Source organism: uncultured Bacteroides sp. (assembly GCF_902491285.1).
Lineage (GTDB): Bacteria > Bacteroidota > Bacteroidia > Bacteroidales > Bacteroidaceae > Bacteroides.
Window position 1 is genome coordinate 1 of the sequence record NZ_CABUHK010000035.1, and the last position, 15,788, is coordinate 15,788.

14 protein-coding genes are annotated in these 15,788 nt (G+C 45.7%); 8 read left to right on the forward strand and 6 right to left on the reverse strand.

The genetic code is table 11. The annotated features are described in order from the left end of the window. From recJ to dnaG, 8 genes are all read left to right on the forward strand, one after another. The coding region (recJ, locus tag RDN93_RS10740; protein WP_308745522.1) for a single-stranded-DNA-specific exonuclease RecJ at window positions 1-1,490 on the forward strand (1,490 nt) is incomplete at its 5' end. Beyond that, window positions 1,483-3,387: an ATP-dependent DNA helicase RecQ gene (locus tag RDN93_RS10745; RefSeq protein WP_308745523.1), complete on the forward strand. Its 1,905-nt coding sequence runs from the start codon at window positions 1,483-1,485 to the stop codon at window positions 3,385-3,387. The genes recJ and RDN93_RS10745, both read left to right, overlap by 8 nt. 38 nt (window positions 3,388-3,425) lie before the next feature. Then, window positions 3,426-4,388, forward strand: coding sequence for a tetratricopeptide repeat protein (locus RDN93_RS10750; RefSeq protein ID WP_308745524.1), 963 nt, complete (start codon window positions 3,426-3,428; stop codon window positions 4,386-4,388). A 301-nt stretch (window positions 4,389-4,689) separates the two neighbouring features. After that, entirely contained in the window at window positions 4,690-5,538 is an 849-nt protein-coding gene (locus RDN93_RS10755) for a prephenate dehydratase (protein WP_308745525.1), read from the forward strand. Further along, window positions 5,513-6,691, forward strand: coding sequence for an aminotransferase class I/II-fold pyridoxal phosphate-dependent enzyme (locus RDN93_RS10760; protein WP_308745526.1), 1,179 nt, complete (start codon window positions 5,513-5,515; stop codon window positions 6,689-6,691). The genes RDN93_RS10755 and RDN93_RS10760 overlap by 26 nt, the downstream gene beginning before the upstream one ends. 52 nt (window positions 6,692-6,743) lie before the next feature. Then, the gene (locus RDN93_RS10765; protein ID WP_308745527.1) at window positions 6,744-7,805 is read left to right on the forward strand and encodes a bifunctional 3-deoxy-7-phosphoheptulonate synthase/chorismate mutase type II; all 1,062 of its coding nucleotides are present in this window, start codon (window positions 6,744-6,746) and stop codon (window positions 7,803-7,805) included. 146 nt (window positions 7,806-7,951) lie between these two features. Further along, window positions 7,952-8,725, forward strand: a complete 774-nt coding sequence (locus RDN93_RS10770; protein WP_073347560.1) for a prephenate dehydrogenase/arogenate dehydrogenase family protein — start codon at window positions 7,952-7,954, stop codon at window positions 8,723-8,725. A gap of 112 nt (window positions 8,726-8,837) precedes the next feature. After that, entirely contained in the window at window positions 8,838-10,931 is a 2,094-nt protein-coding gene (gene dnaG / locus RDN93_RS10775) for a DNA primase (protein WP_308745528.1), read from the forward strand. Between the two features lie 35 nt (window positions 10,932-10,966). On the opposite strand, the gene folE is transcribed toward dnaG, so the two are convergent. From folE to RDN93_RS10805, 6 genes are all read right to left on the reverse strand, one after another. After that, complete coding sequence (gene folE / locus RDN93_RS10780) at window positions 10,967-11,557, reverse strand: GTP cyclohydrolase I FolE (protein ID WP_308745529.1); 591 nt, start codon at window positions 11,555-11,557, stop codon at window positions 10,967-10,969. Window positions 11,558-11,564: 7 nt separating this feature from the next. Beyond that, a complete protein-coding gene (locus RDN93_RS10785) occupies window positions 11,565-12,014 on the reverse strand; it encodes an SPOR domain-containing protein (protein ID WP_308745530.1) in 450 nt (149 codons plus the stop codon). A gap of 103 nt (window positions 12,015-12,117) precedes the next feature. Next, complete coding sequence (tpiA, locus tag RDN93_RS10790; protein ID WP_308745531.1) at window positions 12,118-12,876, reverse strand: triose-phosphate isomerase; 759 nt, start codon at window positions 12,874-12,876, stop codon at window positions 12,118-12,120. Between the two features lie 88 nt (window positions 12,877-12,964). Beyond that, entirely contained in the window at window positions 12,965-14,254 is a 1,290-nt protein-coding gene (locus tag RDN93_RS10795) for a BT_3928 family protein (protein ID WP_308745532.1), read from the reverse strand. Then, window positions 14,244-14,786 (reverse strand): DUF1599 domain-containing protein, encoded by a 543-nt coding sequence (locus RDN93_RS10800; protein WP_308745533.1) that lies wholly within the window; start codon window positions 14,784-14,786, stop codon window positions 14,244-14,246. The genes RDN93_RS10795 and RDN93_RS10800 overlap by 11 nt, the downstream gene beginning before the upstream one ends. Before the next feature lie 122 nt (window positions 14,787-14,908). After that, window positions 14,909-15,781, reverse strand: coding sequence for a M23 family metallopeptidase (locus tag RDN93_RS10805; protein WP_308745534.1), 873 nt, complete (start codon window positions 15,779-15,781; stop codon window positions 14,909-14,911). Window positions 15,782-15,788 lie beyond the last annotated feature (7 nt).

The window sequence follows — 15,788 nt, forward strand, 5'->3', positions numbered from 1 at the left end:
TGGGAAAGAAAGAACGTATTCTAATTTATGGAGATTATGACGTAGACGGTACTACCGCCGTGGCACTGGTCTACAAGTTTATTCAACAGTTCTATTCGAACCTTGACTATTACATACCCGACCGTTACAACGAGGGGTATGGCATTTCTAAAAAAGGAGTGGACTATGCCGCTGAAACCGGTGTGAGTCTGATTATCGTACTCGATTGCGGAATAAAGGCAGTAGAGGAAATCACGTATGCCAAAGAGAAAGGCATTGATTTTATCATCTGCGACCATCATGTGCCGGATGATATCCTGCCGCCTGCCGTAGCTATCCTGAACGCCAAACGCTTGGATAATACGTATCCGTACACGCACCTTTCGGGCTGCGGTGTCGGCTTCAAATTTATGCAGGCATTCGCTATCAGCAACGGTATCGAGTTTCATCATCTGATTCCGCTACTCGACATCGTGGCGGTAAGTATCGCATCGGACATCGTGCCGATTATGGGCGAAAACCGTATTCTTGCTTTTCATGGGCTGAAGCAGTTGAACAGCAATCCGAGTATCGGGATGAAAGCCATTATCGATGTATGCGGACTTTCCGAAAAAGAAATCACCGTCAGCGACATCGTGTTCAAAATCGGGCCGCGCATCAATGCGTCGGGACGTATCCAGAACGGAAAAGAAGCGGTGGACTTACTGACGGAAAAAGATTTCTCGGCTGCGCTTGAGAAAGCCGGACAAATCAATCAGTATAACGAGACACGGAAAGACCTCGACAAAAGCATGACGGAAGAGGCAAACAACATCGTCGCCAACCTGGACGGATTAGCCGACCGACGCTCTATCGTGCTTTATAATGAGGAATGGCACAAAGGGGTGATTGGCATCGTAGCTTCCCGCCTGACAGAAGTCTATTATCGTCCTGCCGTAGTACTGACCCGCACAGATGACATGGCAACAGGTTCCGCACGTTCTGTTTCCGGTTTCGATGTATATAAAGCGATTGAGCATTGCCGCGACTTGCTGGAAAATTTCGGCGGACATACCTATGCTGCCGGATTGTCCATGAAGGTGGAGAATGTGGATGCTTTCACCAAACGGTTTGAAGAGTACGTCTCACAGCATATCTTGCCGGAACAGACCAGTGCCGTCATTGATATTGATGCCGAGATTGACTTCAGGGATATTTCTCCCAAATTCTTCAATGATCTGAAAAAGTTCAATCCCTTCGGGCCCGACAACATAAAGCCCATTTTCTGTACACATCATGTCTATGATTATGGGACGAGTAAAGTGGTGGGACGCGACCAGGAACATATCAAACTGGAACTGGTTGACAATAAATCGAACAATGTGATGAACGGTATCGCATTCGGGCAAAGCTCGCACGTGCGTTATATCAAGACTAAACGTTCGTTCGACATCTGCTACACCATCGAAGAGAATACCCACAAACGTGGTGAAGTGCAACTTCAAATCGAGGATATAAGACCGATTGAATAAGTATCAGGAGATATTAAAACAATACTGGGGATATGACTCTTTCCGCGACTTGCAGGAAGAGATCATCACCAGTATCGGCGAAGGCAAAGACACGCTGGGACTGATGCCGACCGGTGGCGGCAAGTCCATCACATTTCAAGTTCCTGCCCTCGCCCAAGAAGGGCTCTGTCTCGTCATCACTCCCCTCATCGCTCTGATGAAGGACCAGGTGTATAATCTGCGCAAACGCGGCATCAAGGCTCTTGCCGTATACTCCGGCATGACACGGCAAGAGATTATCACCGCACTTGAGAACTGCATCTTCGGCAATTACAAATTCCTCTACATTTCTCCGGAACGTCTGGATACGGAAATTTTCCGTATCAAACTCCGCTCCATGAAAGTCTCCATGATTACAGTGGACGAAAGTCACTGTATCTCACAATGGGGATATGATTTCCGTCCCGCTTACCTGAAGATAGCGGAAATACGGGAACTTTTGCCAGGAGTTCCCGTACTGGCACTTACCGCCACCGCCACCCCGGAAGTAGTAAAAGACATCCAAGCCCGGCTGAATTTCCATGAGGGGAATGTTTTCCGCATGAGCTTTGAGCGGAAAAACCTGGCGTATATCGTCCGCAAGACAGATAATAAGACAAAAGAATTATTGCATATCTTACGAAGGATACCGGGCAGCGCCATTATTTATGTCCGCAACAGGCGACGGACCAAAGAAATCACCGAACTGCTGGTAAACGAAGATATTACCGCCGATTTCTATCATGCCGGACTTGACAATGCCGTAAAAGACCTGCGGCAAAAACGTTGGCAAAACGGAGAGGTCCGTGTAATGGTAGCCACAAATGCTTTCGGAATGGGAATTGACAAACCTGACGTCCGCATTGTGCTGCATCTCGATCTTCCAGATTCGCCCGAAGCCTATTTTCAGGAAGCCGGACGTGCGGGAAGAGACGGAGAAAAGGCTTATGCCGTAATCTTATATACCAAATCGGACAAGACGACCCTGCATAAGCGCATAGTGGATACCTTTCCCGACAAGGAATACATACTCAATGTCTACGAACATTTACAGTATTATTATCAGATGGCGATGGGGGACGGATTTCAATGTGTCCGCGAATTCAATATCGAAGAGTTCTGCCGGAAGTTCAAATACTTTCCGGTTCCGGTGGACAGTGCACTGAAAATCTTGACTCAAGCCGGTTATCTGGAATATACGGATGAGCAGGACAATGCTTCGCGTATCCTTTTCACGCTTCGCCGGGATGAGTTGTACAAGTTGCGCGAAATGGGGGCGGAAGCAGAAGCGCTGATACAGACCATTCTCCGTTCGTACACAGGAGTATTCACGGATTATGCGTATATCAGCGAAGCATCCCTGTCCATACGTACCGGACTGACACGCGAGCAAATCTACAACATACTGGTGACACTGACCAAACGCCGTATCGTGGATTACATTCCTCGCAAAAAGACACCTTATATTATATACACGCGCGAACGTCAGGAACTTCGTTTCGTACATATTCCGCCTTCTGTCTATGAAGAACGCAAAGTCCGCTATGAAGCGCGCATCAAGGCGATGGAAGAGTATGTCACTTCAGACAATGTATGCCGCAGTCGGATGCTACTCCGCTACTTCGGGGAGAAAAACGGATCTGACTGCGGACAGTGCGATGTCTGTCTCAGCCATCATGCAACAGATTCTCTATCCGAAGCATCTTTCGAGAAACTGAAACGGCAAATTACAGTACTGCTTATTCAGAATCCGCTATCTCCAGTAGAAATAGCCAATAAAATAACAGCGGAAAAAGAGGAAGTGGCGGAAGTTATCCGGCATTTATTGGAAGAAGGTGCATTGAAGATGCAGGATGGAATGATACATATTTCAAAATAAGTTATTACATTTGCAGATAAACTCAAAAACAACATATCATGCCGAACTTTTTTAAATCTTTCTTCTCCGGTAAGTCTGAAACTCCGGAAAGTGAAAAGCAAAAAAACGACCGGAAAAGATTCGAGATTTTCAAATACGACGGTTTGCGTGCGCAACGCATGGGACGTCCGGATTATGCCGTAAAATGTTTCACGGAAGCTCTTGCCATTGAGGAAGAGTTTGAAACGATGGGGTATCTCAGTCAACTCTACATCCAAATGGGCGACACCGCAAAAGCCCGCGAACTGTTGGAGAAAATGGCTGTCATGGAACCGCACATCACCCATACTTTCCTGACATTGGCGAATGTATGCTTTATCCAGGAAGATTATCAGGCTATGGAAGAGGCAGCCAATAAGGCGATTGCCATCGAAGAAGGAAATGCCGTAGCGCATTATCTGCTGGGAAAAGCCCGTCAGGGACAGAACGATGACCTGATGACTATCGCCCATCTCACGAAAGCCATCACGTTGAAAGATGATTTCATCGAAGCCCGCCTGATGCGTGCGGAAGCTCTGCTGAATATGAAACAGTATAACGAGATGATGGATGACATAGACGCCGTACTTGCACAAAACCCGGAAGAAGAAACTGCCATGCTCCTACGCGGAAAAGTGAAAGAAGCGAACGGACAGGCTGAAGAAGCGGAAGCGGACTACCAGCTCGTCACAGAAATAAACCCTTTCAACGAACAGGCATATCTTTACTTGGGGCAACTTTATATCAACCAAAAGAAACTGACGGAAGCCATCACCCTGTTTGATGAGGCTATCGAACTGAATCCGAATTTTGCGGAAGCCTACAAGGAGCGCGGACGCGCCAAATTGTTGAACGGGGATAAAGACGGCTCCGTGGAAGATATGAAGAAGTCTTTGGAATTGAATCCGAAAGACGAGGCCGAACTGAACGGAGAATTCAAGAACCTTGGGGCTAAACCGGAAGCGCTTCCTGGTATCTTCTAAGTGTCCTTTTTATATATTTTAGGCAAGAAAACAAAAAAAGTATCGCTTTTTGTTTGCGTTTAGCAGAAAAGTATTACTTTTGCCCCAGAATTAGAAACCAAAGCAAAAAAACAAAGACTCGTATGAGATCATTTACTTATGCATATTACTTCTTTTTTTACTTTTACTTTAGCAACAAAGTAGAGCGGGAGTTTGTATGTATCAAGTGACAGTGATGCTTAAGGACTGAATAGAGAAATCAATCATATGAATCCCGCTCCAATATGGACGCGGGATTTTTTTATATAATACATTTATAACAATGAAAAAAATAGCAATTCAAGGAACACTCGGCTCATATCACGATATCGCCGCACACAAGTACTTCGAGGGAGAAGAAATAGAGTTAATCTGTTGTGCCAGTTTCGAAGACGTGTTTACCTCGATACGTAAAGACAGTCAGGTTATCGGAATGCTAGCCATAGAGAATACGATTGCGGGCAGCCTGCTGCACAACAATGAGCTGCTGAGACAGAGCGGCACGCAGATTATCGGTGAATACAAACTGCGTATCTCGCACAGCTTCGTCTGCCTGCCCGATGAAAGTTGGGAAGATCTGACAGAAGTCAACTCCCACCCTATCGCCTTGATGCAGTGCCGTGATTTCCTGAACCAGCATCCGCAACTGAAAGTGGTGGAAGGTGAAGATACGGCACGCAGCGCAGAAGCTATCAAGAACGGGAATCTGAAAGGACACGCCGCAATCTGCTCCAAAGCGGCTGCCGAACGCTATGGAATGAAAGTCCTTCAAGAAGGCATCGAAACAAATAAGCATAACTTCACCCGTTTTCTGGTAGTTGCCGATCCCTGGCAAGTGGACGAGCTTCGCCAGCATCATGCCAACACAACCAACAAGGCAAGTATGGTATTCACTCTGCCACATACGGAAGGTAGTTTGTCACAAGTATTGTCTATCCTGTCTTTTTACAACATCAATCTGACCAAGATACAATCGTTGCCGATTATCGGACGTGAATGGGAATACCAGTTTTACGTAGACGTAGCTTTCAACGATTATCTGAGATATAAGCAATCCATTGCAGCAATCACTCCATTAACTAAAGAACTCAAAACATTAGGCGAATATGCAGAAGGAAAGTCAAATGTATAAAATCGCTCCTGCCGACAGACTGGCAAGTGTAAGCGAATACTACTTCTCCAAGAAACTGAAAGAAGTGGCACAGATGAATGCGGAAGGAAAAGATGTCATCAGCTTAGGCATCGGCAGCCCCGATATGCCGCCTTCCAAGAAAACCATCGAGACATTGTGCAACAATGCCCACGACCCGAACGGACACGGTTATCAACCGTACGTAGGTATCCCCGAACTTCGCAAAGGTTTTGCTGCCTGGTATCAACGGTGGTATGGAGTGGAACTGAATCCGAATACGGAAATACAACCACTGATTGGCTCGAAAGAAGGTATTCTTCATGTCACACTGGCTTTTGTCAATCCGGGCGAACAGGTATTGGTTCCGAATCCGGGATACCCTACTTATACTTCCTTGAGCAAGATACTCGGTGCGGAAGTCATCAATTATGATTTGAAAGAGGAAGACGGCTGGATGCCCGATTTCGAAGCGCTGGAGAAGATGGATTTAAGCCGCGTGAAGCTGATGTGGACGAACTATCCGAATATGCCGACAGGCGCAAACGCAACTCCCGAACTGTATGAACGACTCGTTGACTTTGCCCGCCGGAAGAATATTGTGATTGTGAATGACAATCCATACAGCTTTATACTGAACGAAAAACCTATCAGTATTCTGAGTGTGCCGGGAGCCAAAGAATGTTGCATCGAATTCAATTCCATGAGCAAGAGCCACAATATGCCGGGCTGGCGCATCGGAATGTTAGCTTCAAACCCTGAATTCGTACAATGGATACTGAAAGTAAAGAGTAACATCGACAGCGGAATGTTCCGTGCCATGCAACTGGCGGCTGCCACAGCTTTGGAAGCCGAAGCAGACTGGTATGAAGGCAACAACGAAAACTACCGGAACCGCCGCCACCTCGCTGGTGAGATTATGAAAACATTGGGATGCACCTACGATGAAAAGCAAGTAGGAATGTTCCTCTGGGGGAAAATTCCCGCATCTTGCAAGGATGTAGAGGAACTGACGGAAAAAGTGCTGCACGAAGCAAGAGTGTTCATCACTCCGGGATTTATTTTCGGCAGTAACGGAGCAAGATATATCCGTATCTCCCTCTGTTGCAAGGACTCAAAATTAGCGGAAGCACTGGAAAGAATCAAAAGTCTCTAGCCGCTTCCCACAACCAATAATCATTAGTATAAAAGTAAAAACAAATAAGAATATGGAACTCGAATCAATTTTATTACCGGGCATTGAAGCTAAAAGACCGATTGTTATTGCCGGCCCATGTAGTGCAGAGACTGAAGAACAAGTGATGGATACAGCCAAGCAATTGGCAGCTAAAGGGCAAAAGATATTCCGCGCAGGAATCTGGAAACCGCGTACCAAACCGGGTGGTTTCGAAGGAGTCGGCGTAGAGGGTCTTGCCTGGCTGAAAGAGGTAAAGAAAGAAACAGGTATGTATGTTTCTACCGAAGTGGCAACTGCCAAACACGTGTATGAATGCCTGAAAGCCGGAATTGATATTCTTTGGGTAGGTGCACGTACCACTGCCAATCCTTTCGCCGTACAGGAAATCGCTGACGCACTGAAAGGTGTCGATATACCTGTATTGGTCAAGAATCCCGTCAACCCTGACCTTGAACTATGGATCGGAGCTTTGGAACGTATCAACAACGCCGGTTTGAAACGTCTGGGTGCTATCCACCGCGGTTTCAGCAGCTACGATAAGAAGATTTACCGGAATCTTCCCCAATGGCATATTCCTATCGAACTGCGCCGCCGTATCCCTAATCTTCCTATTTTCTGCGACCCGAGCCATATCGGCGGCAAACGTGAACTGGTAGCCCCGCTTTGCCAGCAGGCAATGGACTTGAACTTCGACGGCCTGATTGTAGAAAGCCACTGCAACCCGGATTGTGCATGGAGCGATGCTTCGCAACAGGTTACTCCCGATGTACTCGACTATATCCTCAACCTGCTGGTTATCCGTACCGAGACTCAATCTACGGAAAGCCTTAGCTTATTGCGCAAACAGATTGACGAATGTGACGACAACATCATCCAGGAGCTTGCCAAGAGAATGCGTGTCGCCCGCGAAATCGGTACATTCAAGAAAGAGCACAACATCACTGTACTACAAGCCGGACGTTACAATGAAATTCTCGAAAAGCGCGGAATGCAGGGAGAACAATGCGGCATGGATGCAGAGTTTATGAAGAAAATCTTCGAGGCTATTCACGAAGAATCTGTTCGTCAACAGATGGAAATTATTAATAAGTGATTAACGGTTAGTGATTAATGATTAATTGGCTGCGCTATATTATAGTATATGTAAAATAGCAGGTTATCATCAGTCTATGACTTTAATCATTAATCACTAACTCCATTCGTTAATCACTAATCACTAACCATTAATCGTTAACAAACGTGAGAATATTAATCCTCGGAGCCGGAAAGATGGGCTCCTTCTTTACTGATATATTGAGTTTTCAACACGAGACGGCCGTGTATGACGTCAACCCGCACCAGTTGCGTTTTGTCTATAACACGTACCGTTTCACCACATTAGAGGAGATTAAGGAATTCGAACCGGAACTGGTTATCAATGCCGTTACAGTAAAGTACACGTTGGATGCTTTCCGCAAAGTATTGCCCGTACTGCCCAAAGACTGTATCATTAGTGACATTGCCTCTGTAAAAACAGGACTGAAGAAGTTTTATGAAGAAAGCGGCTTCCGTTATGTTTCCAGTCACCCGATGTTTGGTCCTACTTTCGCCAGTCTCAGCAACTTGAGCAGCGAGAATGCGATCATCATCAGTGAAGGCGACCATTTGGGAAAGATATTCTTCAAAGACCTCTATCAGACGTTGAGACTGAATATCTTCGAATATACGTTCGACGAACATGACGAGACAGTAGCCTACTCGCTCTCCATTCCGTTCGTTTCGACTTTCGTATTCGCAGCCGTAATGAAACATCAGGAAGCTCCGGGAACTACGTTCAAAAAACATATGGCTATCGCCAAAGGTCTGTTGAGCGAAGACGACTACCTGCTCCAGGAAATCCTGTTCAATCCACGTACTCCGGGACAAGTGACCAATATCCGTACCGAGCTGAAAAACCTTCTCGAAATCATCGAGAACAAGGATGCGGAAGGGATGAAAAAGTATCTGACGAAGATTCGGGAGAAGATTAAATAATCCGCCACCGATATAGGTAAGATTTAACCATCCCCTGCAAAAGTTCTTTGCAGGGGATTTTTTTATGTGTACCTTTGTATCCGCAAAAACGGATTCACAGGAGAAAAGAAGAATGATAGATCAAGGAACCATCGACCGGATATTGGACGCGGCACAGATTATGGATGTCGTTTCGGACTTTGTCACCCTGCGCAAGCGCGGTGTCAATTACGTCGGTCTGTGTCCATTCCATAGTGACAAGACACCTTCTTTTTACGTTTCTCCCGCCAAAGGGCTTTGCAAATGTTTTGCCTGCGGCAAGGGTGGAAACGCAGTGCACTTTATCATGGAGCACGAACAGATGTCTTATCCCGAAGCTCTGAAATACCTTGCCAAGAAATATAATATCGAAATCAAAGAACGGGAGCTGAGCGATGAAGAGAAGTTTGTGCAGAGCGAACGCGAAAGCCTGTTTATTGTTAATAATTTCGCACGCGACTACTTTCAGAACATACTGAAGAATCATGTAGACGGACGCAGTATCGGTATGGCCTACTTCCGTAACCGTGGGTTTCGGGATGATATCATTGAGAAATTCCAATTGGGATACTGTACCGATAGCCATGATGCTTTCGCCAATGAGGCATTGCAGAAAGGCTATAAGAAAGAATATTTAGTAAAGACCGGGCTTTGCTATGAAACAGACGACCATCGTTTACGGGATCGTTTTTGGGGACGTGTCATTTTCCCGGTGCATACTCTTTCCGGTAAAGTGGTGGCTTTTGGCGGACGTGTGCTTGCCAATGCTACTAAAGGTGTCAAAGTCAAATATGTCAACTCACCCGAATCAGAGATTTACCATAAGAGTAACGAATTATACGGTATCTATTTCGCCAAGCAGGCGATTGTGAAACAAGACCGATGTTTTCTGGTCGAGGGCTACACGGATGTTATTTCTATGCATCAGTCCGGTATAGAGAATGTGGTTGCTTCTTCGGGAACGGCTCTTACACCGGGACAAATCCGTATGATTCACCGCTTCACCAACAACATGACTGTGCTCTATGACGGTGATGCAGCAGGTATCAAGGCTTCTATCCGGGGGATTGATATGCTGCTTGAAGAGGGTATGAATATCAAAGTCTGTCTGCTGCCCGATGGTGACGACCCGGACTCTTTTGCCCGCAAACATAACTCTACGGAATTTCAAGCCTTCATATCAGAGCATGAGACGGATTTTATCCGCTTCAAAACCAACCTATTGTTGGAAGATGCCGGAAAAGATCCTATCAAACGGGCAGAGCTTATCGGTAACCTGGTACAAAGCATCTCCGTCATACCGGAGGCGATTGTACGCGACGTCTATATCAAAGAATGTGCCCAGTTACTGCATGTAGAAGATAAATTGCTGGTATCGGAAGTTGCCAAAAGACGGGAGACACAAGCGGAGAAGCGGGCCGAACAGACCGAACGGGATCGCCGGATTGCCGAAAGGACAGCTTCAATGGCTCAACAAGGCCAGCAAGGAGAAGCAGGCGGAAGTGCCCCCATGCCCAACGGCGATATCCCGTTACCACCGGGAGTTAGTGATGCCGGATATGCCGAAGCACCTTTTCCTCCACAAGAGGATAACTATGCTTCTTTCATTCCACAGGAAGGAAAGGAAGGACAGGAGTTCTATAAATTCGAGCGGCTGATACTGCAAGCGGTAGTCCGTCACGGTGAGAAAGTAATGTGCAACCTGACTGACGAAGAGGGGAATGAAATTCCGGTGACCGTCATAGAGTATGTAATCAATGATTTGAAGGAAGATGATTTGGCTTTCCATAATCCGCTGCACCGCCAAATGCTGTCGGAAGCTGCCGCACATATGCATGATTCGGGATTTGTTGCAGAACGCTATTTCCTGGCGCACCCCGACCCGACTATCAGCAAGCTGAGTGTGGACTTGATTAATGTCCGTTATCAGTTAAGTAAATACCATTCCAAGTCACAGAAGATTGTGACAGACGAAGAACGGCTCTACGAACTGGTTCCGATGCTGATGATTAACTTCAAATACGCAATCGTGACGGAAGAACTGAAGCATATGCTTTATGCATTGCAAGACCCGGCTCTTGCTCATGATAATGAGAAATGCGATTCGCTGATGCAGCGCTATAATGAACTGAGAACAGTACAAAACATTATGGCAAAACGATTAGGGGACCGTGTCGTCCTACGCTAATCTTATTCTGTCCAATTCGTTTTGCGGGAAGCAGTTCATACCCGCCCGTGCTGAATAAGATTCATAAACTCCTCGCGCGTCTTTGCCTGATTGAAAGCACCTGTAAAGTCGGAAGTAGTAGTAATGGAGTTCTGCTTTTCCACACCACGCATTTGCATACACATATGCTTTGCCTCCACTACAACCATCACGCCTAATGGATTCAGCGTTTCCTGAATACATTCCTTGATTTGCAGCGTCATACGTTCCTGCACTTGCAAGCGGTGAGAGAAAATATCGACTACACGGGCAATCTTGCTCAACCCGGTGATATAGCCGTTAGGTATATAAGCCACGTGCGCCTTTCCATAGAACGGCAGCATATGATGTTCGCAGAGAGAGAAGAAATCAATATCTTTCACAATCACCATCTGACTGTATTCTTCCTTGAATTTAGCCGAGCGGAGCACTTCGTGAGGATCCATATGATACCCCTTTGTCAGACTCAACATTGCTTTAGCCACGCGTTCGGGTGTTTTCAACAACCCTTCCCGTCCGGCATCTTCACCCAACAAAGTTATAATACTGTGATAATGACTTTTCAACTCCTCCAGATTCGGAGAGATTATTTCTTCTTTTCCTAACATGATAGATTTATAAAGGGATATTTATCTGGGCTCTTACAATAGAGACCTCTTTAAACACACCGGTAGCTTTCAACCGACGCATCATCGCGTCCGCTTCTTCAATGCTCCTGAAATCACCCACACGGCAAAGCCAACGGGGCGGAGTGAATGAAGTATATATCGGCAACTCCGGGAAATACTCTTTGATGCGTGAGGCTACCTGATAAGCATCATTCTTCGCCTGACGGGTATTGTTACCGGCATACGCCTGTATCCGGTATCCGGAAGTCTTTATTACCTTCTGTTCACCTGTCGCAGGACGTTCCACACCAATCAGCGCTTCAATACGGGGGTCTTGATGAATAGTCACTTTCCCCTGCCCCGGCACTGTACGTTCCAGGCTTTTGACAATGCCCTGTGCCTGTGCACAGACACCTGTCAAGACCAACAACAAAGTAAGTAAAGCAAGTTTTTTCATTCTATGAATTATATTTAGGCACGGATTACGCGGATTACACCGTTTCCTATTTCATACACTAAACCGTGTAATCCGTGAACTCCGTGCCTGAAATAAGTTTTAATTATGCGTTAAAAGCATCAATGATACCTTTGAAATCAGATACTTTCAGAGCAGCGCCACCAATCAGCCCACCGTCAACGTCCGGATTAGAGAACAGTTCCTTAGCGTTAGAAGGCTTGCAGCTACCACCATAAAGGATGGAAGTATTGTCAGCGATTTCCTTACCATACTTGTCAGCAACAATCGAACGGATGAAAGCGTGGATTTCCTGAGCTTGTTCAGGAGAAGCCGTTTTACCTGTACCGATGGCCCAAACCGGTTCGTAAGCCAATATAATCTTAGAGAAGTCTTCAGCAGACAGAGAGAACACAGATTCCATCTGAGCAGCCACAACTTCGTTCTGCTTGTCAGCTTCGCGTTCTTCCAATACCTCACCGATACAGAAAATCGGAGTCAGGCCGTTAGCCAAAGCCAATTTTACTTTTTCTTCGAGGATAGCAACTGTCTCACCGTAGTAAGCACGACGTTCAGAGTGACCCAGGATTACATATTTAGCACCGGTAGAAGCAACCATCTCAGCAGAAACTTCACCAGTATAAGCACCGGATGCCTTGTCAGCACAGTTTTCTGCACCTACACCAATCTTGGCAGCGTCTACCAGCGGAGTAACAGAAGCCAGATGGATAAACGGAGTACAGATGATTACATCACAGTTAGGCTTTTCGTTAGCCAATGCTTCGTTCAGTTCTTTTGCCAAAGCGATACCCTCTTGAAGGGTTTTGTTCATTTTCCAGTTTCCTGCAACAATGTTCTTTCTCATTTTGTTTTCTTTATTTAAAGGGTTAATAAATTTACTATTCTTTTATTTACGGTTTACTATTTTAGCCTATGGCTTCACCTCATTGGAGTTATCCATTGACATTGGATCGTTGTCTGCGACGGACTACCAAGACATCCACTCCCAATACCAGCAACAATGGAATAATGAACCACAAGAATACATATCCCACCGTGTGAGCGTCACTTTCCATCTTTTGTTGTCCTATCGGCAAATTTTCCAGTTTGTCGGTCAGCACATATTCATCCGGTATATCCTCATCACTCCATTTATTCAGAATCGTCCCGTTCTTTATCAACATCAATCCCGGATTGGAGCGGATCATCGTCTTCAATGTTATATCATCCATCTGACAGAAAGGATATTCCGCTCCGGTTTTATCCTTCCACAACTCTATCTGTTCCTCAGGCGAAGAAGTAAGGCAATAGAACTTATAGCCACGTTCCACCGAGTAATCGTATATTTCGTTAATCAAGTCGATGTTACTGTCATCCGCTTCTTCAATCCGATGAGCAACCAACAGGAATGTATATCCCATATCGGTCAATACATCATCCGTGATATCATCCCCCGTGCCCAGATCCATCATGGAGAAATCGTGGATAGCCGGTTCATATCCCTTCTCCTTGAGTACCGTACGTGTATCGACAAATGTCCATGTGCTATCCGGATAGTTATCCAGCGTAAATTCTTTCTTTTCTCCGTTCTTCTCCAAGATAAAGACACTCTCATATACGCTCGGTTTCGCCCCTTCGGGTATTGTCATTCCCTCAAGGATATTTTTCCCTGTCTTATAAGGACGAAAATCCAAAACAGGCAGACGGTCTAAACAATAAAACGACAAAGTAAACACAAAAAACAATGTGTACAGAGAAACCAACCATTCCATTTTCACACTGATAAAGCGGACCAGCATCGTTCTGTAACGGAATGCTGCGATTGCCGCAAGCAACAGTATGACATTCTTGCCGAAGGTTTCCCAATTCGTCAATATCCAGGCATCACCAAAACAACCGCAGTCTGAAACCGGATCGAAGATTGCAAGATACAGAGTCAGCGGTGTCATAAAAATCATCAGCATCAACGCCAATGAGGAGGCAAGCGTTCTCCGTGTACCAAAAAACAGGGAGATGCCGATAAAAAACTCAATGGCAGACAGCGTGATGCCGCCCAGCAAAGGGAAGAATGAAGGGAACCAGGAAGCCATGCCGAATGCAGCCAGATAATCCTGTATCTTATACTGGAACCCCAGCGGATCAACTGCCTTTACAAATCCGGAGAAGATGAACGAAGCCGCCAAAAGAAAACGACCGGTATTCGCCACCACTTCCTGAATGATATGTAGGTTCTTATCCTTCAAATTCTATCTTTATCAGTCCGAAGACAGAGTAATTTATCATATCCATATAATTGGCGTCAACTCCCTCGGAAACCAATGTATTGCCGGACAGGCTTTCAATCTGCTTGGTACGGTATATCTTCATCAAAATCAAGTCTGTGTAAGAGCTGACACGCATACTCCGCCAAGCCTCATCATAGTCATGATTCTTGGCAAGCATCAGTTCCAGGGTTTCTTTGGCATATTTATCATACAAAGCCATCGCTTCTTCATTGCTGATGTCGGCAGATTCGGCATATCCCAGCTCCAACTGGATAAGTCCGATAATACCGTAGTTGACAATGGCAATAAACTCAGCACGGATTCCCTCATCAATCAAGGTCACTCCTTTGGTTTCGATACTGCGAATCCGGTTGGCTTTGATAAAAATCTGGTCGGTTACCGAAGCCGGACGCAGGATACGCCACGCAGGCCCGTAATCGTGCAGCTTCTTGGAAAATAAGTCACGGCACAAAGCGATGACATGTTCAAATTGTTGCTTGGTATCTTTCATTTTCTTCCAAATAGTGCGCAAAGGTAACAATAATTAAGTAAAAACAGAAAGAGGGCACTCTAAATTATATTAAAGTGCCCTCTTCCAAAGCTATTGTATTACTGTTTTATAAGCAGGTGGGGTTATGAACAACGCAAAACCTGTCCGATACGCAAAGTCGTGGTCGGTTTGATACGGTTCAACTTACAAAGTGTGCTGACTGATACACCACGCAATTTGGCAATGCGGGATAAAGTATCGCCGCTCTTTACCTTATGATAACGAATAGCGCCATCGGCTACTTGAGTATCATGTGAACCTGCACGTTTCACGCCTTTTGTCCTCCGGAACGTATAAGTGTCGGCAACGATATCTTGTTTCGGGAAGTCGAACATATAAACAGGGTTGATTGCAATTCCCAAGAAACGAGTTTCAAAATGAAGATGAGATCCGGTAGAACGTCCGGTGTTACCACCCAGCCCGATCACTTCACCGGCTTTCACCAATTGATTTTCTTCAACCAATTGTTTGGACAAGTGCCCGTATACAGTTTCCAATCCATTATCATGACGGATAACGACATACTTTCCATACCCTCTGCGTTCATATTTCACGATACGCACTTTACCGTCGAATGCGGCAACAATAGTATCACCGATGTTCACTTTCAAATCAAGACCATTGTGCATTCTTCTCCAACGGGGACCGAAAGGCGAAGTAATTTTCGTGCTCGGAGTCGGCATATGGAAACCAGTCAGGTCGATAGTATAAGTTTCGGGGATAATAGCATTTCCGTAAGCGTGTACATACTGGTTATTCCAGTTAGGATAAAGACTTAGGGCGGGATATTCAGACTGTTCGGCGCGGATTTGCTTCTGCAATGCCAAAGAGTCTACAGATTTTAATTTCTTGTCTATCGGTGCCTGCCGTGCAATCAGGTCTTGCGAGAAAGAGCTCAGACTAACCATAGCCGCTACGGCCACCAATCCAGTTTTAATAATGCAATTGAAATTCATTCGTTCT